A 22578-nucleotide genomic window follows, 5' to 3' on the forward strand; every position below is an offset into this window, starting at 1 on the left:
GGGGCACCGCGCAAGGTCGATTGCATAAAAGTGCAGCGAAACGTATAGTCATGCCATCTAGAAGGAGGGTTCCATGGCGGTACGCGCAGCAGTGGCAGGGGCGAGTGGATACGCGGGCGGCGAAGTGCTGCGCCTGCTCCTCGCCCACCCCGAGGTCGAGATCGGCGCCCTGACGGGCAACTCGAACGCGGGACAGCGCCTCGGTGCCCTCCAGCCCCATCTCCTCCCGCTCGCCGACCGCGTGCTGACGGAGACCACCGCCGATGTGCTCGCCGGTCACGACGTCGTCTTCCTGGCGCTGCCGCACGGGCAGTCCGCCGCCGTCGCCGAGCAGCTCGGCCCGGACGTGCTCGTGGTGGACATGGGCGCCGACTTCCGGCTGAAGGACGCCGCCGACTGGGAGGCGTTCTACGGCAGCCCGCACGCGGGCACCTGGCCCTACGGTCTTCCCGAACTGCCGGGGGGCCGCGCCGCACTGGAAGGGTCCAAGCGCATCGCGGTGCCCGGTTGCTACCCGACGGCCGTCTCGCTCGCGCTCGTCCCCGCGTACGCGGCGGGGCTCGTCGAGCACGAGGCCGTGATCGTCGCCGCGTCCGGCACCTCCGGCGCCGGCAAGGCCGCCAAGCCCCATCTCCTCGGCAGCGAGGTCATGGGGAACATGTCGCCGTACGGCGTCGGCGGCGGCCACCGGCACACCCCCGAGATGATCCAGAACCTCAGCGCGGCGGCCGGTGGACGGGTCTCCGTGTCGTTCACGCCGACCCTCGCGCCGATGCCGCGCGGCATCCTCGCCACGTGCAGCGCCAAGGCCGCCCCGGGCGTGAACGCCGAGACCGTCCGCGCCGCCTACGAGAAGGCGTACGCCGACGAACCGTTCGTGCACCTGCTGTCCGAGGGCCAGTGGCCGCAGACGGCGGCCGTGTACGGGTCGAACGCCGTGCAGATCCAGGTCGCCCACGACGAGGCCGCCGGCCGGGTCATCGTCATCAGCGCGATCGACAACCTGACCAAGGGCACCGCGGGCGGCGCCATCCAGTCCATGAACATCGCCCTGGGTCTCGACGAGACCACAGGTCTTTCGACGATCGGAGTCGCGCCGTGAGTGTGACGGCAGCCAAGGGATTCCAGGCGGCGGGCATCACCGCCGGGATCAAGGAGAGCGGGAACCCGGACCTGGCCCTCGTGGTCAACCGCGGGCCCCGCCAGGCGGCCGCGGGTGTGTTCACCTCCAACCGCGTCAAGGCCGCCCCGGTCCTCTGGTCCGAGCAGGTCCTCAAGGGCGGGCTCGTCTCCGCGGTGGTCCTCAACTCCGGTGGCGCCAACGCCTGTACGGGTCCCAAGGGCTTCCAGGACACCCACGCCACCGCGGAGAAGGTCGCGGACGTCCTCGACCTGAACGCGGGCGAGGTCGCCGTGGCCTCCACCGGTCTCATCGGCGTACTGCTCCCCATGGACAAGCTGCTCCCGGGCGTCGAGACCGCCGCCGGACAGCTCTCCGAGCACGGCGGCGAGAAGGCCGCCATCGCCATCAAGACCACCGACACCGTGCACAAGACCGCGGTGTACGAGGGCGACGGCTGGACCGTCGGCGGCATGGCGAAGGGCGCCGGCATGCTGGCCCCCGGCCTCGCCACCATGCTCGTCGTCCTCACCACGGACGCCGACCTCGACAGCGACGTCCTCGACAAGGCCCTGCGCGACGCCACCCGCGTCACCTTCGACCGGGTCGACTCCGACGGCTGCATGTCGACCAACGACACCGTGCTGCTGCTCGCCTCCGGCGCCTCCGAAGTCGCCCCGGAGTACGCCGAGTTCGCCACCGCCGTACGGACCGTCTGCGACGACCTCGGCCGCCAGCTCATCGGCGACGCCGAGGGCGCCAGCAAGGACATCAAGGTCGAGGTGATCAACGCCGCGACCGAGGACGACGCCGTCGAGGTGGGCCGCTCCATCGCCCGCAACAACCTCCTCAAGTGCGCCATCCACGGTGAGGACCCCAACTGGGGCCGGGTGCTGTCCGCGATCGGCACGACGAAGGCCGCCTTCGAGCCCGATCAGCTGAACGTCGCCATCAACGGCGTCTGGGTCTGCAAGAACGGCGGCGTCGGCGAGGACCGCGACCAGGTCGACATGCGCTACCGGGAGGTCGTCGTCACCGCCGACCTCGCCGCGGGCACCGAGACGGCGACGATCTGGACGAACGACCTGACCGCCGACTACGTCCACGAGAACAGCGCGTACTCCTCATGAGCGAGACGAAAGAGACCCAGCCCACCGCGCGCAGGCACACCGCGCTCCCCAAGGCGCAGACCCTCATCGAGGCGCTGCCCTGGCTGACGCGCCACCACGGCAAGACCGTCGTCATCAAGTTCGGCGGCAACGCCATGGTCGACGAGGATCTGAAGGCCGCCTTCGCCCAGGACGTCGTCTTCCTGCACCACGCGGGGCTGAAGCCCGTCGTCGTGCACGGCGGCGGCCCGCAGATCAGCAGGGCGCTCGACCGGCACGGCATCGTCAGCGAGTTCAAGGCGGGCCTGCGCGTCACCACCGAGGACGCCATGGACGTCGTACGGATGGTGCTCGCCGGACAGGTCCAGCGCGAACTCGTCGGGCTGCTCAACCAGCACGGCCCGCTCGCCGTCGGCATCACCGGCGAGGACGCCCACACCATCACCGCCACCAAGCACCGGCCCCGCATCGAGGGCGAGCTGGTCGACATCGGCCGCGTCGGCGAGATCACCGAGATCGACACCGGCGCCATCGAGGCGCTGCTCGCCGACGGCCGGATCCCGGTCGTCTCCTCGATCGCCCGCTCCCAGGACGATCACCATGTCTACAACGTCAATGCTGATACGGCGGCTGCGGCACTCGCTGCTGCGCTGGACGCCGAGACGCTGATGGTGCTGACCGACGTCGAGGGCCTCTACGAGGACTGGCCCCACAGCGACGAGGTCATCAGCCGGCTCACCGCCGCCGAACTCGAAAAGCTGCTCCCCGACCTGGCGAGCGGCATGGTCCCGAAGATGGAGGGCTGCCTGCACGCCGTGCGCAACGGCGTGCACACCGCCCGCGTCATCGACGGCCGCGTCCAGCACTCGATCCTGCTGGAGATCTTCACCGACGAAGGCATCGGCACGATGGTCGTGGCCGATGCGGAAGGGGGCACCGACTCGTGAGCGGCAACGAAGAGCTGACGTCGCGCTGGCAGGGCGCGCTGATGAACAACTACGGCACCCCGCGGCTGCCCCTCGTCAAGGGCGCCGGCGCCACGTTGTGGGACGCCGACGGCAAGGAGTACACCGACTTCGTCGGCGGCATCGCCGTCAACGCCCTCGGCCACGCCCACCCCGCGATCATCGAGGCGGTCACCCGGCAGCTCGGTTCGCTCGGGCATGTCTCGAACCTGTTCATCGCCGAACCGCCGGTCGTCCTCGCCGAGCGGCTGCTCCAGCTGTTCGGCCGCGACGGCTCCGTCTACTTCTGCAACTCGGGCGCGGAGGCCAACGAGGCCGCCTTCAAGATCGGCCGGCTCACCGGCCGGCGCCACATGGTCGCCACCACCGGCGGTTTCCACGGCCGCACCATGGGCGCCCTCGCCCTGACCGGCCAGCCCGGCAAGCAGGACGGCTTCACCCCGCTCCCGGGTGACGTCACGCACGTCACGTACGGCGACGTGGACGCGCTCCGCGCCGCGGTCACCGAGGACACCGCGTTCGTCATCATCGAGCCGATCCAGGGTGAGAACGGCGTGGTCGTACCGCCCGCCGGCTATCTGAAGGCGGCCCGCGAGATCACCCGCGCCACCGGCACCCTGCTCGTCCTCGACGAGGTGCAGACCGGCATCGGCCGCACCGGCCACTGGTTCGCGTACCAGGCCGAGGAGGGCGTCGACCCGGACGTCGTCACCCTCGCGAAGGGCATCGGCGGCGGGCTGCCGCTCGGTGTGACCGTGGCGTTCGGCGAGACGGCGAAGCTGCTCAACCCCGGGCAGCACGGCACGACGTTCGGCGGCAACCCGGCGGTGTGCGCCGCCGGACTCGCGGTGCTGGACACCATCGCCGCCGAGGGCCTGCTGGACAACACCAAGCGGGTGGGCGAGCGCCTGACCGCCGGAATCGAGTCTCTGGGGCACCCGCTGGTCGGTCGTGTCAGGGGAGCCGGGCTTCTGCTGGGTATCGTGCTGAGCGGGCCGCGCGCACCCCAGGTGCAGCAGGCCGCCCAGGACGCGGGCTTCCTCGTGAACGCGCCCGCCCCCGATGTCGTCCGGCTGATGCCCCCGCTGAACCTGACCGACGCCGAGGCGGACGCGTTCCTCGCGGCGCTGCCCTCGGTCCTGGACGCCGCAGCGGCCGACGGGGAAGGACGATCCTGAGGATGGGACGACGACGATGAGCAGCCAAGCGGACTCCGCCGAGAGCGCGACCGGCGCCGCGCACGCGGCGAACACCGAGCGGGGTGTCAACGGCGTGCAGGGCCCGGCCGTCCCGCAGACGCGGACCGCGCGCCACCGCCGGATCGTGGACATCCTCAACCGGCAGCCGGTGCGCTCGCAGAGCCAGCTGGCGAAGCTGCTCTCCGACGACGGGCTGAGCGTCACGCAGGCCACGCTCTCCCGTGACCTCGACGAGCTGGGCGCGGTCAAGATCCGCAACACCAACGGTGAGCTGATCTACGCGGTGCCCAGCGAGGGCGGCTTCCGCACCCCGCAGGCCCCGCTCGGCGAGTCTGCGAAGGAGGAGCGCATGCGCCGCCTCGCCGGGGAACTGCTCATCTCAGCCGAGGCGTCGGCGAACCTGGTGGTGCTGCGCACCCCGCCGGGCGCCGCTCAGTTCCTGGCCTCGGCCATCGACCAGGCGGAGCTGCACGTCATCCTCGGCACGATCGCGGGCGACGACACGCTCATGCTGATCAGCCGGGACCCGGCGGGCGGCCAGGCGCTGGCCGAGCATCTGCTGCGGCTGGCGCAGAACGACCACTGAGAAGCCGTCCGTGCCCCGGCGCCCGCTCGTTCAGGCGGTGCGCCGGGACCGGTACGACATCCAGGCCGCCACGAGCGCGCCCGACACGTTGTGCCAGACCGAGAACACGGCGGCGGGCAGCGCGGCCAGCGGGCTGAAGTGGGCGGTCGCGAGGGAGGCGGCGAGCCCGGAGTTCTGCATGCCGACCTCGAAGGCCATCGCGCGTGACGCGGGCTTCCCGAGCCGGGCGGCCTTCCCCGCGCCGTAGCCGAGCGCGAGCCCGAGCCCGTTGTGCAGCACCACGGCGAGAAGGACCACCAGCGCGGCCGACTTGATCGCGGCGGCGCTGCCGGCCACGACCACCGCGACGATCACGGAGACGGTCAGCGCGGACAGCCAGGGCAGCGCGCTCAGCACCCGGTCCACGTACCGCCCGAACAGCAGGCGCACGACGAGGCCCGCGAGCACCGGCAGCAGCACGGTCTTGAGGATGTCCGTCACCATCGAGCCGGCGTCCACCGGCAGGTACTCCCCGGCCAGCAACAGCGTCAGCGGCGGGGTGACGAGCGGCGCGAGGACGGTGGAGACGGTCGCCACCGACACGGAGAGCGCGACGTCGCCGCGCGCGAGGTAGGTCACGACGTTCGACGCCGTGCCGCTGGGCGCGCAGCCGACGAGGATCACGCCCGCCGCGAGCTGCGGCGACAGATCGAGGAGGTTGGCGATGAGCCAGCCAAGCCCCGGCATGATCACGTAGTGCGCGACGAGCCCGATCCCGACCGCCCACGGCCGCTGGGCGACCCCCTTGAAGTCGCCGAGGCTCATGGTCAGGCCCATGCAGAACATGACCACGCCCAGCAGGTACGGCACATCGGTCGTGAAGTCGGCGAACGCGTCCGGCAGCAGGAGCCCCAGCGCGCCCGCGACGAGGACGAGCACCGGGAAGACGGTCACCGCGAGGCGGGCGGCGCGGTCGGTGGACGTACGGTTGGCCTGGTCGGACTCAGGTTCGGTATCGCTTCGCACCGGGCGATGCAATGTCTTCGTGGCATGTGCACGCAACTCTGTCTCGACATGCGATACACGCGTCTCGTAGGCGTACGACGCCGGGTGGGTCTCAGCCGCAGCGACCGACCGGCGAGATGGTCAGCACCGCCGTGTTGCGCAAGGTGACCCGCTCGGTCGAGCCCTTGCCCGCCTCGACCCGCAACCGCACCCCGGCCCGCCCCGACCCCAGGAACTCTCCGCAGCGCTCGCCGGTGGTCGTGGTCACCCGCACCAGGTTCTCGGGCGCCGACTCGGTGGTGAACCAGGCGACGGTCACCGCCGCGGCCGCGAGCACGATCCCGCCGGCACAGCACAGCGACGCCCAGCGAAGAGCGCGCGTCACACGGACGATCTCGCCCTCCGTCCAGCGCCGCAGGGCCACACCCGCCAGCAGGATTCGCTGCCCGGGACGTCCGTGGGCCGCCCGCACGGACAGCACCGAGCCCGCCACGAGCAGCACGAACGCGGTGCCGACGAGTCCGGAGGCGATGAATCGCGCCCGCTCGGGGAGCTGACCGAGATCGTCGCGCCCCTTGAGCGTCACGAGCACGGCGAGCAGTGCGGCGAGCCCCGCCAGCCCATTGCGCCAGCCCTCGGCCTGGCGGCGCAGCTCCGGCAACTGCTGGAACTCCTGCTCGCGCGCGAGCAGCGACCAGCGTCGCTCGGACCCCGCGCTCATGCCGTGTCCACGGCAGCCACTCGCCAACTCGCCCCGCAGCCGACGAAGACGGCGTCTGGCGGCATCAGCCGGTGCGGGTGACCGCACTCGCAGTAATGCCACTCCTCCAGCAGCGCCGCCGCGTCCCCGGCCGGGCCCGGCCCCGCCTGCTCCCCCTTGAGCCAGGACATCAGTCCCTTGGTGCCGGCCCCCGGCACCCCGCACCGGTACTCGGTCCGCGTCCGCCCCTGGCAGCCCGGGCAGACGCCTTCCAGGACGACCCCGCGCCCGTCCGGCGTGGGGCGCCCCGTGAAGCGGGTGGTCACGGTGCCGAGGTGCTGCTCCGCGTAGACGATGTCGAAGGCGTGCGGGGCGGTGGCGTCAGGCATCGGTGTCCTCGGTGATGTGCAGAGCGAACAGTTCGGCGTACACCCGCAGTCGCTGTGCGACCCAGGCCGGTGACTCGCCCACGGCGTCGGCGGCGCGGCGGAGCTCGGACGTCCCGACCGTGCCCTCGAGCGGCGGGTCCTGTCCGTCGAGATGGCGGGTGAGGATGATCAGGTCCTGCCACACCGGGACGGTGTCGGGGGCCGCGCCGGACAGGTCCGGCGGTGGGTCCGGAAGGTGTGCGACCAGAGGCAGGTAGGGCGCGTAGCGGGCCGCCGTCTGGCGAGGGGTGTCGCCGATGCGGGCCGCTGTGCGGACGAGGGAGAGCGGTGTGACGGTGTGGGCGCCGTCCGTGCTGCTGGGCCAGAACGTGGCCAGTACGTGCAGGTCGTACGTGTCCGGTTCCTCCTCGCTCAGAGCGTCGAGGAGGATCTGATCCGCCTCGGGAACCAGGGCTCCCAAGGGGCGCAGGCGCATGAGCGAGGCCAGGGCGGAGCCGGCGTCGCCATGGCCGGCCCGACGTGCGAGCCGTGCGGGGGTCAGGGGAACCCATGCCGCCTCACCGGAGGTGGTGTCCCTCTCGCCGTACTCGTTCACATAGCCGAGGAGCGCGTCGCGCTCCGCCTCGCTGGGCTGGTGGCCCAGCAACTCCTCGGGCAGGTCCGGCAGGTGCAGTCCGAGAGCGCGGGTATCGGAGCGGACCAGGCCCGCGACGTTGCTCAGGGGCTCCTGGAGGAGACAGGCCGCGTTGAACAGCGTGGCCGTGCCGAACCGCTCCGCCGGAAAGTCTGAGTCCTCCGAGAGGGGGTATTCCTTACCGCCGAGAACGTAGCGAACGCGCAGGGGGAGCCCCGTCCACCGCTGGGCCACTCGATGAGCGGAGGGGATGCGGACGCCCATCAGGCGCAGCTGTGCCAGCGATTCCTGCCCCACGTGCATGAGGTTGTAGAGCGTCGGCTCGGTCGTCGTGTCGAAGAACGTGTCGGTGGCGAGGGCCCTCTCCAGGAAATCGGCGGTCTCGTCCGTCGGATGGATTCCCCGTGCCGGGTGGTCGGCGGAGGCGAAGGCCCGGCGATACGTCAGATCGACGGTCGTGGCGAGTGCCGCCAGGTGGTCCTCCGCCTCCCCGAGGGTGATGCCCGCCTCCACGGCCAGGGCCGTGGTCGCGTCCCACGAAAGAGTCGCTCGGTCCGTGTCACCGAATACGAGGTTCTTCCGGAGCAGGGTGAAGTCTTCGGCGTCGAGGTCCATCCACGCGAGCACCTCCTGGAGATCCGGTACGTCCCAGCCGAGCCATGAGTGGGCGGCGAGGACGGCAAGGATCTCGGACGGAGCGGCGCCGGTCTCCTCGCACACAAGCCGGACGTCGCATGCCCTATGAACGCTGTGACGCCCCCCGTGGCGTCGCGTGAAGAGGCGGTCGAGCTCCGCCACGTCGCAGACGTGCCGGCGCGCGTGCTCGGGCACTTCGGCCACGCACGGCAGTCCGAAGGGCTCGAACGGCGCGATCTGTGCGGCGAGTTCTCCCAGAGGCATGCCCAGTTTGGCCGATGCTTCGACGAGGTCCTGGAGGGTGCTGGGGATCGAGTACTTGTCGCCGTACACGAACTCCTGGCCCGGTCTGCTCGTGAGTCGATCGATGAAGTCCGCCTGGTCGGCGCTCGGAATCCAGTCCAAGGAACCGGCCTGCGCCGGGGCCTCGGCCGGCACCCAGCAGTCGGCCGCGATGCCGACGGCCCGACGGCGCCGCATCACCCACGACAGCGGCAGCACGTGATCCGCCGCGTATCGGACGAGGGTGGGCCACTCCTTCCGGGGGACGGGGCAGAGGTGCCCGTCGCCCGGCTGGGGCACCGGATGGCCGAGCAACTGCTGCGGGGCCGGGGGCCGGGCTGCCTTCCCCAAGGCCGTGCGACGCCACCCCTGGAACTCCACGCCGCTGACGCCGTACCCCGCGGTCAGGAGATGCTTGTCCGGGTAGAACCACCCCACGGCATCCAGATCGTGCACCGCCCCGGACTTTTCCCGCACCCTGAGCCCCTGCCCCCGCCACTCCTTCCCCAGCAACTGGGCCACCGTCGGATTCAGTTGATCCAGCTGCCAGATCCACTCCATGCTGAGCCACGGCCAGGCCGCCAGCGCCGGGGCGCCCGCACGCCACTGCCCGGCCGCCCACTCCAGGTCGTATTCTTGAAGCTCCTTGCGGCTCACGCTGAGCACCCCGGCGTGCTCCCCGGTCAGGTTGAGGACGCACCCGAAGGGCTTCTGGTCGGTGACGATCCCGTCGCAGAGCACGGCTCCCTCACCCGCCACCCACCACAGCACCCCGGGTACCGCCTCCAGGGACTCCTCGCCGGCGACGGGGGACGGCTGGAGCGCGCCGGCCTCCCAGGTGTGGGAACCCCCGTCCGCGTCGCGGGCCGTGAGCGTGAACTCGGAGATCCTGACCAGCCCCCGCAGGACCGACACACACGACGCGCTGCCCGCCAGCGTCCCCTCCCGCAGGTACAGCCGGATCCGCGTCCCCCCGTCGACGAGCCCGTCCGCCCCGCTGTGCCGCTGGATGCGGAAGAGACTTCCGCTGCCGGGGATGTCGACCCGCAGCGCGTGCTCCGCCGGGATGCCCTCCGAGTTGACCTCGCGGGTGACGATCGTCATCTCCTCGGCGAGCATGAAGTAGCTGAACACCCCGATGCCGAAACGGCTGTTGGGGTAGAGGCGCAGTGCCGGATCGTGCCGAAGCCAGCGCGCCTGCTCCCGGCGGAACGACTTCGAGCGCTCGAAGCGGCTGCCGGCCCGGGTAAAAGTGTGCTTGAGCTGCTCGGCGCTCATCCCCACGCCGTTGTCCCGGCATTCGACGTAGCGTCCCCGCTCGTCCTCGCCCTCGCTGAACGTGATCTCTCCCGCCCAACTGCCGGTGTCCGAGCCGCGAGAGCGCAGGTACTGGCAGCGCATCGCCCGGTACCGGCAGGCGTCCATCGCGTTCTGGTACAGCTCGCGCAGCGCCAGATTGGGCTCGCCGCCGTAGAGCTGCTCGCCCATCAGCAGCTCGCGCACCTCCGTCTGGGCCAGATGGAACCTGAGCAGCGGAAGGTCGTAGGCCGGTCGTCCTGCCGTCCTGCTCGGCCGCAGATCGCCGTCGGTCACTCGACGGGGCAGCCGCTCCAGCAGCGTCACCTCGGGTGCCGGCAGATCCGCCGTCAGGCCGGCGATCTCCTCGGTCAGCTCGTCGGCCAGCTCCACGACGGCCATCAGCGCGGCGTGCACCGCCTGGTGCGGGCACGGGGCGTCGAGGCGCAGCACGTCGCCTTCCCTGGCCCAGCCCAGCTCACGGGCGACGCCGATCACCTGCTCCGGCGTCACCGGGTCCGTCACTCCGAGATGTTCCGCCACCACGTCGGGGAATGTCCGTACGTCCACGGCGAGAACCGCCGCGAGCCGCAGCAGCCCCGTCAGCGGACGGACGCGCAGCACCCGGTGACCGCCGCGCAGCAGCACCTTCTCGGGCACCGCGGGCGCCCCCGTGTCCAGTGGGCCCTCCCGGTCGAGACCGGCGGCCATCGCGCACAGCGTCTCGGCCGGCTCCTGCGCGCGGTCCGGGCTCACGCCCATGGCCTCCAGCAGCCGCCGGGCGACGATCGGAGCGATGGGAGTGTCGTCGGTCTCTAAGCGGTCGGCGATCCAGCGGTGCACCAGCCACATCGTCACCGCCGCCGAGTCCGCCTCACGGCCGCGACGTCGGCACTCGACGACCCGGCGGGCGACCGACCGATACTGCTCGGTGGTCTGCTCGAAGTGTCTGCGGTACGCGTCCGCACCGGGCTTGCGTCCTGGGGCGGACGGGTCCACCTCGGCGGACTGGCTGAGCCGCTCGGCCCACGCCGCCTCGCGCAGGAAGACGACGGCCACCAAAGACGCGACCTCGATCGCCGACAACTCGGCCTGTTCGGGCAGCAGGTCGGGCAGGCGGCGGTGCAACAGGCGGACCACGAAGAGGTCGTCGGCCCAGCGGTCGTCGTACTCCAGCCGTTCCTGGGCGTGGTGCAGCGTACGGGCACAACTCTCGACGAACTCCGCGAGACACTGCCGGAAATGCGCGGCCTCCTCGTGCTGCTCCTGTGGGACGCGGTCCCACAGCGGCGTGTCGAGAGCCGCCGTCAGCCAGTCCTCCCTGAGCGAGCGCCCGGCGCAGATCTCCGTGCCCTGGGTGCGCGTGCGGTGGTTGGTGCCGAAGACGATCGAGGCGGTCTGTGCCACACCGCTGCCGCGTGCGGCCTTCGCCGTCGTCGCCCGCGCCGCTTCGAAGACCTCGGTCACGGTGCGCGCGGGGCTCAACGGACCGAGGGCGTCGGCCAGGCCCCGGGTGAAGAAGCTCCCTTCGGGGCCGTAGCCGCTGCGCTCGCCGCTGGAACAGCCGGTCAGCACGGCGTACCCGCCATCGGCCGGTCCGGCGTCGACGGTGTTGCCGAAGGGAGTCTGGTCGTCCGCCCGGTCCGTGCGGCAGGCGTCGATCACCCAGAGCACGGTCCCGGCCTTGCAGTCCTTGAGGAGGGGGCCGATCGCGGCGGGCAGCAGCGAATCGGTGTACACCTCCTGCCAGACCCCGTCACCGGGCCAGGCGGCGTCGGCCGGGACGAGGAAGTCCCGGCCGCCGATCCTGATGCCGTGCCCCGTGAAGTAGAGCAGCAGGGTGCCGTCGGCCGGCATGCCGCGCGCGCATTCGTAGACGCGCCGCTTGAGCTGACTCAGGTGGGGATCGAGCAGGGTCTCCACGATGTAACCGGCTGACCCGAGAGCCGATTCCATCAGCCGCAGGTCGGCGTCGACCACGGCGTCCAGGGGCTCCAGCCCCTCGGCCTGGTCCGGTACCCGGCCGACCCCCACGAGCAGTGCCCTGCGTACGTCGTTCATGTTCCTCCCACCCTGAGGAACATGATGACACCGGGGGCCGACAGGGCCCTAGTAACGGGTGATCGCGGTGCTCCCGCCCGCCGTCCCGATCGCGATGTGCGGAGCCCGCCCGGGCCGCACCCACGTCATGATCCGCCGCATGGCGTCCTTCGGCACGGACACGCAACCGGCCGTCGCGGCCCGCCCGTTGACGTGCAGGAAGATCCCGGCGCCGCGCCCGCGCACCGGGCGGTGGTAGTTGAAGCCGATCACGAGGGCGTGCGCGTACTGCGTGCCGTAGTCGGCCAGGTGCTCGGACTCCGACGCGCGGCAGTCCGCCGGACGGGGCTGCGTCCAGCGGTTGTAGGAGCGGGACTTGTTGTCCTGGCACCACCAGGAGGAGTCGCGCACCGTCCGGTACGCGATCGAGGTGCCGCCCGGCGCCGCCTTCGTGCCGAAGGCGAAGGGCAGGTCGTATAGCCCGGCCGGGGTGGTGTTCGTGCCCTGTTCCCGGCCGCTGCCCGCCACGAGCCCGTTCGCCCCGAACCGGGCGGGGGCCGAACCGGCCCTCACCCAGCGGCCGTCGGCGCGCCGGTCCCACCAGGTGACGGTGCCGGACGTCGAGGACGCGCGGGGCGCCTCGGCGGTGATCAGCTGGCTGCCGCCGCCGGTGTCCGCCATCCGGGCGGGCAGCGGAGCGGCGGCGCTCGCGGAGGGAGCGCTGCCGAGCGCGGCGCAGAGGACGACAGTTGCGGCGATACCTGCTCGTAAAGGACGCATGGTCAGAAGCTAGCGGGCGGCAGCGGCAACGGCAGCCCCGGAAGTCCGTCCAGGCTGCTTCCGATGTACTCCTTCTTCTGGAAGTACGCGTCGAGTTCGGCGTCGTCCTTGCGTGCGAAGAAGTCCCCGTGCAGCGTGCGTTCCTCGTCGTACGTCATGAAGGGGGACGGCGTAACCGCAGGTGTCCCGGACGAGTTCGGCCCGTACGAGGATGATCGCGCGCAGTCCGTTGCGCGTCGGGTCGATGGCGTCGAAGTGCCCGAGGAGGTCGTCGAAGCGCGGGTCGTCGCGGAAGACGGGTTCACCGCGGCCGTGCACCCGGACGATGGTCGGCGGCCCCTGGAAGGCGCACCACATGAGGGTGATCCGGCCGTTCTCCCGCAGGTGCGCGACGGTCTCGGCGTTGGAGCCCGCGAAGTCGAGGTAGGCGACCGTGTGGGGGTCGAGGACGGCGAACGATCCCTTGAGGCCCTTGGGGGAGAGGTTCACCGTGCCGTCGCCGGACAGCGGGGCCGTGGCGGTGAAGAAAAGCGGCTGGGACTCGATGAAGGTGCGCAGTCGTCCGTCGATGCTCTCGTAGCTTTTGCCCATGCGAGGAGTATGGCGAAGTGGATCACATGTCGGACAGATCCGTCCCGCATGGTGGGACATGCCATCTCTGACGGTCCCGATTGACGATTCATGCGTAACCTTGCATAATCATGCATGACAACCACCGGCTTGAGGAGCAGAGCACGTGAGCAGCAACACCGGCGATGTCCGCCTCTGGGGCGGCCGGTTCGCCGACGGCCCCGCCGAGGCCCTGGCGAAACTCTCCGCCTCCGTCCACTTCGACTGGCGCCTGGCGCCGTACGACATCGCGGGCTCCCGCGCCCACGCGCGCGTGCTCAACAAGGCGGGCCTGCTCACCGACGACGAGCTGACCCGCATGATCGCCGGGCTCGACCGGCTCGAAGGCGATGTCGCGGACGGCTCCTTCGTCGGCACCATCGCCGACGAGGACGTGCACACCGCCCTGGAGCGCGGCCTCCTGGAGCGCCTCGGCGCCGACCTCGGCGGCAAGCTGCGCGCCGGCCGCTCGCGCAACGACCAGGTGGCGACCCTCTTCCGGATGTACCTGCGCGACGAGGCCCGGATCATCGGCGGGCTCATCGCCGACCTCCAGGACGCCCTCGTCGGCCTCGCGGAGGCGCACCCCGACACCGCGATGCCCGGCCGCACCCACCTCCAGCACGCCCAGCCCGTGCTCTTCGCCCACCACGTCCTCGCGCATGTCCAGGCGCTCTCCCGGGACGCGGAGCGGCTGCGGCAGTGGGACGAGCGCACGGCGGTCTCGCCGTACGGATCGGGTGCCCTCGCCGGCTCCTCGCTCGGCCTCGACCCGGAGGCCGTCGCCCGCGACCTCGGCTTCGAGCACGGCTCGGCCGGCAACTCCATCGACGGCACGGCCTCGCGCGACTTCGTCGCCGAGTTCACCTTCATCACCGCGATGATCGGCGTGAACATCTCCCGGATCGCCGAGGAGATCATCCTGTGGAACACGAAGGAGTTCTCCTTCGTCACCCTCCACGACGCCTTCTCCACCGGCTCGTCGATCATGCCGCAGAAGAAGAACCCGGACATCGCCGAGCTGGCCCGGGGCAAGTCCGGCCGCCTCATCGGCAATCTGACCGGCCTGATGGCGACGCTCAAGGCGCTGCCCCTCGCCTACAACCGCGACCTCCAGGAGGACAAGGAGCCGGTCTTCGACTCCTGCGACCAGCTCCGCCTCCTGCTCCCGGCCTTCACCGGCATGATGGCCACGCTCACGGTCAACCGGGAGCGCATGGAGGAGCTGGCCCCGGCGGGCTTCTCGCTGGCCACCGACATCGCGGAGTGGCTGGTGAAGCAGGGCGTGCCGTTCCGCGTCGCCCACGAGGTCGCCGGCGAGTGCGTCAAGGTCGCCGAGTCCGAGGGCAAGGAGCTCGACGGGCTCACCGACGAGCAGTTCGCGAAGATCTCCGAGCACCTCACGCCCGAGGTCCGCACGGTCCTGAACGTGCCGGGCGCCCTCGCCTCCCGCGACGGCCGCGGCGGCACCGCCCCCAGCGCCGTCGCCGTCCAGCTCGCTGAGCTCAAGCAGGACCTGGGCGTCCAGCGCGCCTGGGCCGACGCAAAGAAGTAGCCCGCAGACCCGTCCCCACGGCCAAGGGCCCGGTTCGTCCGTACGAGGACGAACCGGGCCCTTGTCGTCGTGGGCGGCGGCGGGTCAGCGACGGGCCTTCGCCCCGCTGCCGTAGCTCGACAGGTCCATCAGCAGCCCGATCAGCACGACCAGCCAGCCGATGCCGCGCACCCCGGCCACGGGCGCGTACGCGAACACGTAGCCCAGCGTCGTCCAGGGCAGGAAGAGCAGGCCGAGCAGCGGCAGCAGCACCCCGGTGAACGCCCGGTCCACGAGGTTGGTGAAGAGCCACGTGATCACCAGGGCGACGCGCGGCCCGATCGCCGCCATCGCCGCGAAGATGCAGCACCCCATGCCCGTACCTCCCGAGAATCGCTCCGTTCCGTCAGTCGTAACACCGGGTGAGCGGACGGGCCACCGGAGTTGTCGCCCATCTTCGCGCGGCACGTTGATGAGACATTCATGTCTCATATGGCTTACTCTTGTCTCATGTCCGTCGATCTAGAACAGGTGCTGCGCAGCGCCGCCGCCCTCCTCACCCGCAAGTCCACCGCCACGATGGACGAGGTCGCCCGGGCCGCCGGCATCAGCCGCGCGACCCTGCACCGCCACTTCGCGGGCCGCGACGCCCTCGTCCGCGCCCTGGAGAGCCTCGGCATCCAGGAGTGCGAGACGGCGCTCGACCTGGCCCGGCTCGACGAGGGCCCGGCCGAGGACGCGCTGCGCCGCCTGATCCGGGAGATGGAGCCGGCGGCCCCGCTGCTCGCCTTCCTCACCACGGAGAACCAGCTCTTCGAGGGCGAGGGGCAGAACGCGGGCTGGGAGCGGCTCGACGGACGCATGGTGGCGCTGTTCCGGCGCGGCCAGGAGGCGGGCGAGTTCCGCATCGACCTGACACCGGCCTGGCTCTGCGAGGCGCTCTACGGCCTCATCGGCAGCGGCGCCTGGGCCGTACAGGACGGCCGCGTCGCGGCCAAGGACTTCTCATACATGATCGCCGAGCTGCTGCTCGGCGGCGCACGACGGAGCGTGGAACCATGACCAGCACACACCAGCGCACCCCCGCGGCGGAGGTGGTGTCGCGCCCCGGCCGGTGGCTCGCCCTCTGCGTCCTCGTGCTCGCCGTGCTGCTCGTCGCCGTCGACGCGACGGTCCTCGGCCTCGCGACCCCGTACATCAGTGAGGACCTCAAGCCGTCCGGCACCCAGCTGCTGTGGATCGGCGACGTCTACTCCTTCGTCATCGCCGGACTCCTGGTCTCCATGGGCAGCCTCGGCGACCGCATCGGCCGCAAGAAGCTGCTGCTGACCGGCGCCGTCGCGTTCGGCGCGGTCTCGGTGCTCAACGCGTACGCCACCACGCCCGAGCTGATGATCCTGGCGCGCGCCCTCCTGGGCGTCGCGGGTGCCACGCTCATGCCCTCGACCCTCGCCCTGATCCGGAACATCTTCCACGACCCGCGCGAGCGCTCGCTGGCCGTCGGCATCTGGGGCGCCATGGCCTCGGCCGGTGCCGCGGTCGGCCCGGTCGTCGGCGGTTTCCTGCTCGAGCACTTCTGGTGGGGCTCGGTCTTCCTCATCAACCTGCCCGTGATGGCGGTCCTGGTCGTCGTCGGCGCGAAGCTCATCCCCGAGTCGAAGAACCCGGTCCCGGGCCCCTGGGACCTGCCCAGCGTCGGCCTCTCCCTGATCGGCATGATCGGTGTCGTCTACGCGATCAAGGAGGCGGCGGCGCACGGCGTCGGCTGGGAGGCCGCGGCTGCGGCGGTCGTCGGTGTGGCGGCCCTGGTCACCTTCGTCCGCCGCCAGCTCACCCTCGCCTCACCCCTGCTGGACATGCGCCTGTTCCGCAACCGCGGCTTCTCCGGCGCCGTCCTCGCCGACCTGCTCACCATCCTGGGCCTCGCGGGCCTGATCTTCTTCCTGTCCCAGTTCCTGCAACTGGTCCAGGGCCGCAGGCCGTTCGAGGCGGGCCTGGCCGAACTCCCCGCCGCGGTGGGGGCGGTGGGCGCGGGCCTGATCGCCGGGTTCGTGGCGCGCCGCTTCTCGGTGCGCATCGTGGTGGCGGGCGGCCTCGCGGCGGTGGGCCTGGCCCTCGCCGCGCTCACGACGCTGAGCCGCTCGACGGGCTATCCGCTGCTCGGCACCGTCCTGCTGGTCGTCGGCGTCGGCGCGGGCTTCTCCTTCACCGTGACGGCCGACGTGATCCTCTCCAGCGTCCCCAAGGAGCAGGCGGGCGCCGCGTCCGCGGTCTCCGAGACGGCGTACGAGCTCGGCGCGGCTCTCGGCATCGCCCTGCTCGGCTCGATCGTCACGGGCGTCTACGCGAGCTTCACGGCGCCCGCGGGCACCCCGGCGGACGTGGCGTCGGCCTCCCACGAATCGCTGGGCGGCGCGTTCGAATCGGCCTCGGCACTTCCGCCGGCCCAGGCCCACGAACTGCTGACGTCGGCTCAGAACGCCTTCGTCGACGGTCTCCAGGTGGCGGCCGGGGTCGGCGCGGCGGTCCTCCTGGCGACATCGGTGGCGGCCTGGTTCATGCTCCGCGGCCAACACCTGGAGAACTGACCCCGCCGCCTCGGGCAATCTGCCGGCCCCCAGCGCCGGGCAGGCGCCTGGACGGGCCCGCGCCACGACTCCGCACAAAAAACCTGGGGCCCCCGGAGAACTCCGGGGGCCCCAGGCACGGATCAAAGCGCTACGCGGCCTTGGCCTTCGTGGCGTACATGTCCACGTACTCCTGCCCCGACAACCGCATGACCTCGGCCATCACCGAGTCGGTCACGGCCCGCAGCACGTACCGGTCACGCCCCATCCCGTCGTACCGCGAGAACTCCATGGGCTCCCCGAACCGCACGGTCACCCGCCCGGGCCGCGGCATCCCGGCCCCGCCGGGCTGCAGCTTGTCCGTGCCGATCATCGCGAACGGCACCACCGGCGCCCCGGTCATCAGCGTCAGCCGCGCGATGCCGGTACGGCCGCGGTACAGGCGGCCGTCGGGGGAGCGGGTCCCCTCCGGGTAGATGCCGAAGATCCGGCCCTCCTCCAGGATGCGGCGCCCGGTCATCAGCGCGGCCACCCCGCCGTTGGCACCGTCCCGGTCGACCGGGACCATGCCGACGCCGGTGAAGAACCAGGCCATGAGCCGCCCCTTGAGGGACTTCCCGGTGACGTACTCGTCCTTGCCGATGAAGCACACCTGCCGGTCGCAGACGAGCGGCAGGATCATCGAGTCGATGAACGTCAGGTGGTTGCCCGCCAGAATGACGGGACCGGTGCCCGGAATGTTCTCGGCGCCTTCCACACGGGTGCGGAACATCAGGCGGATGATCGGTCCGAGCACTGCCTTGATGAGCGCGAAGCGGGACAACGGGCCCTCCGATGTCGAGATGGACGAGATTTTCGGTCTGGTCACGACCTGGGATCGGTCGTGACGGTCTGTGCAGGTGAGGACGATACTCGCGCCTGCGGCCCGGCCGCACATCGGGTTCACCGACTGGATACGCAGAGTTGACCTGGCCGCGCGCACCCCTGGGGCGCGCACGACTCCCAGCAGTCACCTCACCACACCCTTCCGTTCCGCACGAGGTCTCCCGTTCGTCACTCCCGCCCACCTACGATCGGGACCGCTTTGACAGGTGCAAGGTAGGACCGGTCGGGAGGAGTGCTTCATGGGGAACGAGAAGTCACAGGCTGCGCGGGAGACCCGGGGAACCACGGGAGTGGGCCGCCGTTCGCTCCTCGGCGCGGCGGTGCTCGGCGCCGGCGCCGCCGCCCTCGCGGCGCCCACCGCGGCGAGCGCCGCGGCCGGCACGAGTGGCGGGAAACACAGCGGACAGGGCCTCAAGGGCCTGCCCGTGCCGACCGTCATCGGTCACCGCGGAGCCAGCGGCTACCGCCCCGAGCACACCCTGGGCTCGTACCAGCTGGCGCTCGACATGGGCGCGCACGTCATCGAGGCCGGTGACATCGTCCCGACCAAGGACGGCCACCTCGTATGCCGTCACGAGCCGGAAATCGGCGGCACCACGGACGTCTCGGCGCACCCCGAATTCGCCTCCCGCAGGACCACCAAGATCATCGACGGGGTCTCGACGACCGGCTGGTTCACCGAGGACTTCACCCTCGCCGAGCTGAAGACGCTCAGGGCCAAGGAGCGCATCCCGGGCAACCGCCAGCACAACACCCTCTACGACGGCCGCTGGGAGATCCCCACCTTCGAGGAGGTCCTCGCCTGGCGCGCCGAGCAGAGCAGGAAGCGCGGCCGCGAGGTCTGGATCTACCCCGAGACCAAGCACCCCACCTACTTCCGCAAGCTGGGCCTCGGCCTGGAGGAGCGGCTCGCCCGGATCCTGCGCGCCCACGGGCTGCACCGGAAGAACTCGCCGGTCATCCTCCAGTCCTTCGAGCCGACCAGCATCCAGCGCCTGAACAAGCTCGTCGACAACCCGCTGGCCGTCCTGCTCTCCACGGCGAACTCCCGCCCCGCCGACTTCGTCGACCTCGGCGACCCGCGCACCGTCGCCGACCTGATCACGCCCAAGGGACTCGCCGAGATCGCCGGGTACGCGAACGGCATCGGCCCCACCCTGGACCTGATCATCCCGAAGGACGCCTCGGGCAGGCTCCTCGCGCCGACCACCCTCGTGACGGACGCCCACGCGGCGGGTCTCGTCCTGCACCCCTACACGATGCGCAACGAGAACACCTTCCTCCCCGCCGACTTCAAGAAGGGGACGGACCCGAACGCGTACGGCGACGCGTTCGGCGCCTTCAAGGCGTACTACGCCACCGGGATCGACGGCATCTTCTCCGACAACTGCGACACCGCCCTCCTCGCCCGCGAGGACTTCGTCAACGGCTGACCCGCGAGCGCCGGTTGGAGTGATCACGGGCGGGCCCGGCAACCAGGAGCCGGACCCGCCCCGTCCCGTCGTACATGACGTACGACACCCGGGTGCTCGACGCCCTGCGCCCCCTGCTCGCCGCGGAGGCGCACGCCGAACTCCCCGCCGCGGCCGACCGCGACGATCTGGCCGACCTGGAGCAGGACGTCTGGCTGCGCCTGCTGGAACGGCTCGCCGCCCAGGACCCGCCGCCCGACCCGGCCGCCTGGCTCACCCGGACGGTCCACGCCGAGGCCCGCCGTCTGCGCCGCACCGGTCGGCGCGAACGGACCGGCGCCGCCGAGCCCGCCGCCGACCCCCGCGAGTCCGACCCGGAACGCCGCACGCTCGCCCGGGAGCGGGCGCGGACCCTGCACGCGGCCGTGCGCCGACTGCCCGGACGTTGCCCCCGCCTCATCGGCGCCCTGCTGTCCCCGCACGACCTCACGTACCGGGAGATCGCGGGCGAGTTGGGTATCTCACAGGGCAGCCTTGGGCCGGAACGTTCCAGATGTCTGGGTTGCCTGCGCAGAATCATGGCCGCCGAGGTTGCGCCGCGGGCCCGCAGGGGAAAAGGCTGAGGGACACACGGCGGACAGGTGAGCGGGAGGCATGCACACATGGGCATGAGCGTGACCATCTCTGCGGCGACCGAAGAGGATGCCGAACACATCCTCAAACTGCAGTACCTCTGCTACCAGAGCGAGGCACAGCTCTACGGCGACTACTCGATCGAACCGCTCACGCAGTCCCTGGAATCGCTCCGGGGCGAACTGGAGGGCGGCACGGTCCTGGTGGCCCGCCTCGGTGACGAAGTGGTGGCGTCCGTGCGCGGCACGACCGACGCGGACGGCACGGCGCACATCGGCAAGCTGATCGTCCACCCGCGGCTGCGGCGTCACGGTCTCGGCGGCCGGCTGCTCGCCGCCATCGAGTCCCAGCTGGCCACGGGGGGCACGGCCAAGCGCTTCGAACTCTTCACGGGCCACCGCAGCGACCACAACCTGCGCCTCTACCGCAGGCACGGCTACGCGCCGGTCACCACGGAGAAGGTCGACGAGCGCCTGACGCTGGTGACCCTGGCGAAGGAGACCGAGGCGCCGAGCCTCACCGGAGTCTGACCGGACGGCCGGGGCCCCGCCCCGGCCGCACCCGGCGACAGGATCAGGCCTGCGCGGCCGTGGACCCGTGCTGGAGCACGCCCTTGCGCAGCCAGTACATCGCGGTCAGCGGCAAGATCACGGGGATGAAGAGGTAGCCCATCCCGAAGTCCGACCACACGGTCGCGTCCGGGAACGCCGACGGCTCCACCAGCGTCCACACGCCGACGATCAGCACCCCCGCCAGCTCCAGCGCGCAGCAGGCGAACGCGGCCCGCCGCGCCCGGTCCCCGCCGCGCACCAGCGAGTACGTGATGAACCCGTACACGATCCCCGCCACCGCGGACAGCGTGTACGCGAGCGGCGCCCTGCCGAAGTCGGTGGAGATCTGCACGGCCGAGCGCGACACGGCCCCGACGACCATGACGCCGTAGAGCCACACGAGCAGCATGCCCGGACCGCTGATCAGCCGGCGCCGCTGCTTCGCGGACGCCTTCTCCGAAGAGGCCACAGCCACCTCATCCTCCCCAGATGTCATAGAGCCGCACTTCGAGAACGGCCAGCACCACACCGCCCGCCGCGACGGTCACCGACCCCCACCGGGTCCGCTCCGCCAGCGACATGAACCCCGCCGCCGGGACGCACGCGAACGCCCCGATCAGATAGGCGACGAAGATCGTCGTGCCCTGGTCCGGCTTCTCGCCGCGCGCCAGCTGCACGATCCCCACCACCAGCTGCACCAGCGCCAGCACCGACACCACGGCCATGCCGATGAAGTGCCAGTCCTTGGTCGGCTGGTCGCGAGAGGCGGCGAAGCCGCACCAGGCCGCGAGCGCGAGCGCGGCGAGACCCGTCACCAGGGTCAGGGCATCAAGCATGGCCGAGAGCCTATTACGGCCGAAATGACCCGCCGCCCGCACCCCCGGCGCACCGCCCGTACGCTCGACGTATGAAGATCACCGCGGACGCTCTCCTCTTCGACAACGACGGAACCCTCGTCTCCTCGCTGGAGTCCGTGTACCGCTGCTGGACCCGCTGGGCGCAGGAGTACGGGATCACCGCCGAGGACTTCGCGGCCATCGAGCTGCACGGCCGTCCCGCCGTCGAGATCGTCGCCGACCTGCTGCCCGCCGAGCGGGTCGCCGAGGCCGTCGCCCGGATCGAGGAGCTGGAGGTCGAGGACGTGCCGAACGGCGGCACGCACCTGCTGCCCGGCGTCCGGGAACTCCTCGACGCGCTGCCCGAGGGGCGCTGGGCCGTCGTCACCTCCGCCACCCGCCGGCTCGCCGCGGCCCGGCTCGCGGCCGTCGGGATCACCCCGCCGCTGCTCGTCGCCGCCGACGACATCACGCGCGGCAAGCCCGACCCGCAGCCGTTCCTGCTCGCCGCCGGGAAGCTGGGCGCGGACCCGGCGCGCTGCGTCGTCTTCGAGGACGCCCCGGCCGGGCTCGCCGCGGGCCGCGCCGGCGGGATGCGGACCGTGGCCTTGACCACAACGCACGCGGCCGCCGACCTCAGCGCGGACGTCGTGGTGAAGGACCTGTCGGCCGTGTCAGCACTGGCCACGGAGGCGGGCGTGGAGGTCGTCGCCGGGCCCTGAGCGACCCCGGACCGCCATCCACGCGTGTCCGCTATTCGGACAGTGCGGGCGGGATGCGCCCTCACGTCTGCTTTACTTGCCCGCATGACCACGACGAGCAGCCGCACCC

The 22578-nt window shown here is 71.4% G+C and carries 21 protein-coding genes and 1 pseudogene; 12 read left to right on the plus strand and 10 right to left on the minus strand.

From position 1 onward, the window contains the following. The first annotated feature begins 73 nt into the window (after positions 1 to 73). The 5 genes from argC to ABT127_RS08565 are packed head-to-tail and all read left to right on the plus strand — an operon-like array spanning position 74 to position 4979. The gene (argC, locus tag ABT127_RS08545) at positions 74 to 1102 is read left to right on the plus strand and encodes an N-acetyl-gamma-glutamyl-phosphate reductase (RefSeq protein WP_351445971.1); all 1029 of its coding nucleotides are present in this window, start codon (positions 74 to 76) and stop codon (positions 1100 to 1102) included. After that, complete coding sequence (gene argJ / locus ABT127_RS08550; protein ID WP_351445973.1) at positions 1099 to 2250, plus strand: bifunctional glutamate N-acetyltransferase/amino-acid acetyltransferase ArgJ; 1152 nt, start codon at positions 1099 to 1101, stop codon at positions 2248 to 2250. Before argC ends, argJ begins: the two co-directional genes overlap by 4 nt. Then, complete coding sequence (gene argB / locus ABT127_RS08555) at positions 2247 to 3176, plus strand: acetylglutamate kinase (protein WP_351445975.1); 930 nt, start codon at positions 2247 to 2249, stop codon at positions 3174 to 3176. The genes argJ and argB overlap by 4 nt, the downstream gene beginning before the upstream one ends. Continuing rightward, positions 3173 to 4372 (plus strand): acetylornithine transaminase, encoded by a 1200-nt coding sequence (locus ABT127_RS08560; RefSeq protein ID WP_351445977.1) that lies wholly within the window; start codon positions 3173 to 3175, stop codon positions 4370 to 4372. The genes argB and ABT127_RS08560 overlap by 4 nt, the downstream gene beginning before the upstream one ends. Positions 4373 to 4388: 16 nt before the next feature. Beyond that, on the plus strand, positions 4389 to 4979 hold the full coding sequence (locus ABT127_RS08565; protein WP_351445979.1) for an arginine repressor: 591 nt from the start codon (positions 4389 to 4391) through the stop codon (positions 4977 to 4979). Between the two features lie 30 nt (positions 4980 to 5009). Here the strand turns inward: ABT127_RS08565 and ABT127_RS08570 are convergent, their stop codons facing one another. The 6 genes and pseudogenes from ABT127_RS08570 to ABT127_RS08595 all read right to left on the minus strand — a co-directional run bounded on the left by ABT127_RS08570 (position 5010) and on the right by ABT127_RS08595 (position 13311). Then, on the minus strand, positions 5010 to 5984 hold the full coding sequence (locus tag ABT127_RS08570; protein ID WP_351445981.1) for a bile acid:sodium symporter family protein: 975 nt from the start codon (positions 5982 to 5984) through the stop codon (positions 5010 to 5012). Positions 5985 to 6075: 91 nt separating this feature from the next. Then, positions 6076 to 6684, minus strand: coding sequence for a hypothetical protein (locus ABT127_RS08575; RefSeq protein ID WP_351445983.1), 609 nt, complete (start codon positions 6682 to 6684; stop codon positions 6076 to 6078). Beyond that, on the minus strand, positions 6681 to 7052 hold the full coding sequence (locus ABT127_RS08580) for a hypothetical protein (RefSeq protein ID WP_351445985.1): 372 nt from the start codon (positions 7050 to 7052) through the stop codon (positions 6681 to 6683). Before ABT127_RS08580 ends, ABT127_RS08575 begins: the two co-directional genes overlap by 4 nt. Continuing rightward, positions 7045 to 11961 (minus strand): HD domain-containing protein, encoded by a 4917-nt coding sequence (locus tag ABT127_RS08585; RefSeq protein WP_351445986.1) that lies wholly within the window; start codon positions 11959 to 11961, stop codon positions 7045 to 7047. Before ABT127_RS08585 ends, ABT127_RS08580 begins: the two co-directional genes overlap by 8 nt. Before the next feature lie 48 nt (positions 11962 to 12009). Beyond that, positions 12010 to 12720: a L,D-transpeptidase family protein gene (locus ABT127_RS08590; protein WP_351445988.1), complete on the minus strand. Its 711-nt coding sequence runs from the start codon at positions 12718 to 12720 to the stop codon at positions 12010 to 12012. A 2-nt stretch (positions 12721 to 12722) separates the two neighbouring features. Then, positions 12723 to 13311: pseudogene (locus ABT127_RS08595) on the minus strand (pyridoxamine 5'-phosphate oxidase family protein). Positions 13312 to 13456: 145 nt separating this feature from the next. On the opposite strand from ABT127_RS08595, the gene argH reads away from it, so the two are divergent. Beyond that, on the plus strand, positions 13457 to 14884 hold the full coding sequence (gene argH, locus ABT127_RS08600; RefSeq protein ID WP_351445990.1) for an argininosuccinate lyase: 1428 nt from the start codon (positions 13457 to 13459) through the stop codon (positions 14882 to 14884). A gap of 84 nt (positions 14885 to 14968) precedes the next feature. On the opposite strand, the gene ABT127_RS08605 is transcribed toward argH, so the two are convergent. Then, positions 14969 to 15238: a hypothetical protein gene (locus ABT127_RS08605; protein WP_351445992.1), complete on the minus strand. Its 270-nt coding sequence runs from the start codon at positions 15236 to 15238 to the stop codon at positions 14969 to 14971. Between the two features lie 135 nt (positions 15239 to 15373). Here ABT127_RS08605 and ABT127_RS08610 point away from each other — a divergent pair, with 135 nt between their 5' ends. Both ABT127_RS08610 and ABT127_RS08615 read left to right on the plus strand, forming a co-directional pair. After that, positions 15374 to 15925, plus strand: a complete 552-nt coding sequence (locus tag ABT127_RS08610) for a TetR/AcrR family transcriptional regulator (protein ID WP_351445994.1) — start codon at positions 15374 to 15376, stop codon at positions 15923 to 15925. After that, a complete protein-coding gene (locus tag ABT127_RS08615; RefSeq protein WP_351445996.1) occupies positions 15922 to 17451 on the plus strand; it encodes an MFS transporter in 1530 nt (509 codons plus the stop codon). The genes ABT127_RS08610 and ABT127_RS08615 overlap by 4 nt, the downstream gene beginning before the upstream one ends. A gap of 130 nt (positions 17452 to 17581) precedes the next feature. Here ABT127_RS08615 and ABT127_RS08620 read toward each other — a convergent pair whose 3' ends face one another. Beyond that, entirely contained in the window at positions 17582 to 18367 is a 786-nt protein-coding gene (locus ABT127_RS08620; RefSeq protein WP_351446242.1) for a lysophospholipid acyltransferase family protein, read from the minus strand. A gap of 187 nt (positions 18368 to 18554) precedes the next feature. Between ABT127_RS08620 and ABT127_RS08625 the strand changes: the two genes are divergently transcribed. The 3 genes from ABT127_RS08625 (at position 18555) to ABT127_RS08635 (ending at position 20890) form a co-directional block, all read left to right on the plus strand. Beyond that, entirely contained in the window at positions 18555 to 19748 is a 1194-nt protein-coding gene (locus ABT127_RS08625; protein ID WP_351445998.1) for a glycerophosphodiester phosphodiesterase, read from the plus strand. Between the two features lie 74 nt (positions 19749 to 19822). After that, on the plus strand, positions 19823 to 20350 hold the full coding sequence (locus ABT127_RS08630; RefSeq protein WP_351446000.1) for a sigma-70 family RNA polymerase sigma factor: 528 nt from the start codon (positions 19823 to 19825) through the stop codon (positions 20348 to 20350). Between the two features lie 39 nt (positions 20351 to 20389). After that, on the plus strand, positions 20390 to 20890 hold the full coding sequence (locus tag ABT127_RS08635) for a GNAT family N-acetyltransferase (protein ID WP_351446002.1): 501 nt from the start codon (positions 20390 to 20392) through the stop codon (positions 20888 to 20890). Between the two features lie 43 nt (positions 20891 to 20933). Here the strand turns inward: ABT127_RS08635 and ABT127_RS08640 are convergent, their stop codons facing one another. Then, positions 20934 to 21407, minus strand: coding sequence for a hypothetical protein (locus ABT127_RS08640; protein ID WP_351446004.1), 474 nt, complete (start codon positions 21405 to 21407; stop codon positions 20934 to 20936). Continuing rightward, positions 21388 to 21747 carry a hypothetical protein gene (locus ABT127_RS08645; protein ID WP_111665730.1) on the minus strand — a complete coding sequence of 120 codons (360 nt, stop codon included), beginning with the start codon at positions 21745 to 21747 and terminating at the stop codon, positions 21388 to 21390. The genes ABT127_RS08640 and ABT127_RS08645 overlap by 20 nt, the downstream gene beginning before the upstream one ends. Before the next feature lie 71 nt (positions 21748 to 21818). On the opposite strand from ABT127_RS08645, the gene ABT127_RS08650 reads away from it, so the two are divergent. Further along, positions 21819 to 22469, plus strand: a complete 651-nt coding sequence (locus ABT127_RS08650) for an HAD-IA family hydrolase (protein WP_351446006.1) — start codon at positions 21819 to 21821, stop codon at positions 22467 to 22469. Positions 22470 to 22578: the final 109 nt, after the last annotated feature.

It is taken from the genome of Streptomyces sp. NPDC001904 (genome assembly GCF_040297005.1).
GTDB lineage: Bacteria > Actinomycetota > Actinomycetes > Streptomycetales > Streptomycetaceae > Streptomyces.

Coding starts and splice junctions, on each gene's coding strand:
- argB (WP_351445975.1), top strand. CDS start 2,247: ATGAGCGAGACGAAAGAGACCCAGCCCACCGCGCGCAGGCACACCGCG.
- ABT127_RS08590 (WP_351445988.1), bottom strand. CDS start 12,720: ATGCGTCCTTTACGAGCAGGTATCGCCGCAACTGTCGTCCTCTGCGCC.
- ABT127_RS08585 (WP_351445986.1), bottom strand. CDS start 11,961: ATGAACGACGTACGCAGGGCACTGCTCGTGGGGGTCGGCCGGGTACCG.
- ABT127_RS08640 (WP_351446004.1), bottom strand. CDS start 21,407: ATGACATCTGGGGAGGATGAGGTGGCTGTGGCCTCTTCGGAGAAGGCG.
- ABT127_RS08650 (WP_351446006.1), top strand. CDS start 21,819: ATGAAGATCACCGCGGACGCTCTCCTCTTCGACAACGACGGAACCCTC.
- ABT127_RS08575 (WP_351445983.1), bottom strand. CDS start 6,684: ATGAGCGCGGGGTCCGAGCGACGCTGGTCGCTGCTCGCGCGCGAGCAG.
- argC (WP_351445971.1), top strand. CDS start 74: ATGGCGGTACGCGCAGCAGTGGCAGGGGCGAGTGGATACGCGGGCGGC.
- ABT127_RS08645 (WP_111665730.1), bottom strand. CDS start 21,747: ATGCTTGATGCCCTGACCCTGGTGACGGGTCTCGCCGCGCTCGCGCTC.
- ABT127_RS08630 (WP_351446000.1), top strand. CDS start 19,823: ATGACGTACGACACCCGGGTGCTCGACGCCCTGCGCCCCCTGCTCGCC.
- ABT127_RS08610 (WP_351445994.1), top strand. CDS start 15,374: ATGTCCGTCGATCTAGAACAGGTGCTGCGCAGCGCCGCCGCCCTCCTC.
- ABT127_RS08605 (WP_351445992.1), bottom strand. CDS start 15,238: ATGGGGTGCTGCATCTTCGCGGCGATGGCGGCGATCGGGCCGCGCGTC.
- ABT127_RS08615 (WP_351445996.1), top strand. CDS start 15,922: ATGACCAGCACACACCAGCGCACCCCCGCGGCGGAGGTGGTGTCGCGC.
- ABT127_RS08580 (WP_351445985.1), bottom strand. CDS start 7,052: ATGCCTGACGCCACCGCCCCGCACGCCTTCGACATCGTCTACGCGGAG.
- ABT127_RS08625 (WP_351445998.1), top strand. CDS start 18,555: ATGGGGAACGAGAAGTCACAGGCTGCGCGGGAGACCCGGGGAACCACG.
- ABT127_RS08620 (WP_351446242.1), bottom strand. CDS start 18,367: ATGTGCGGCCGGGCCGCAGGCGCGAGTATCGTCCTCACCTGCACAGAC.
- ABT127_RS08565 (WP_351445979.1), top strand. CDS start 4,389: ATGAGCAGCCAAGCGGACTCCGCCGAGAGCGCGACCGGCGCCGCGCAC.
- ABT127_RS08635 (WP_351446002.1), top strand. CDS start 20,390: ATGGGCATGAGCGTGACCATCTCTGCGGCGACCGAAGAGGATGCCGAA.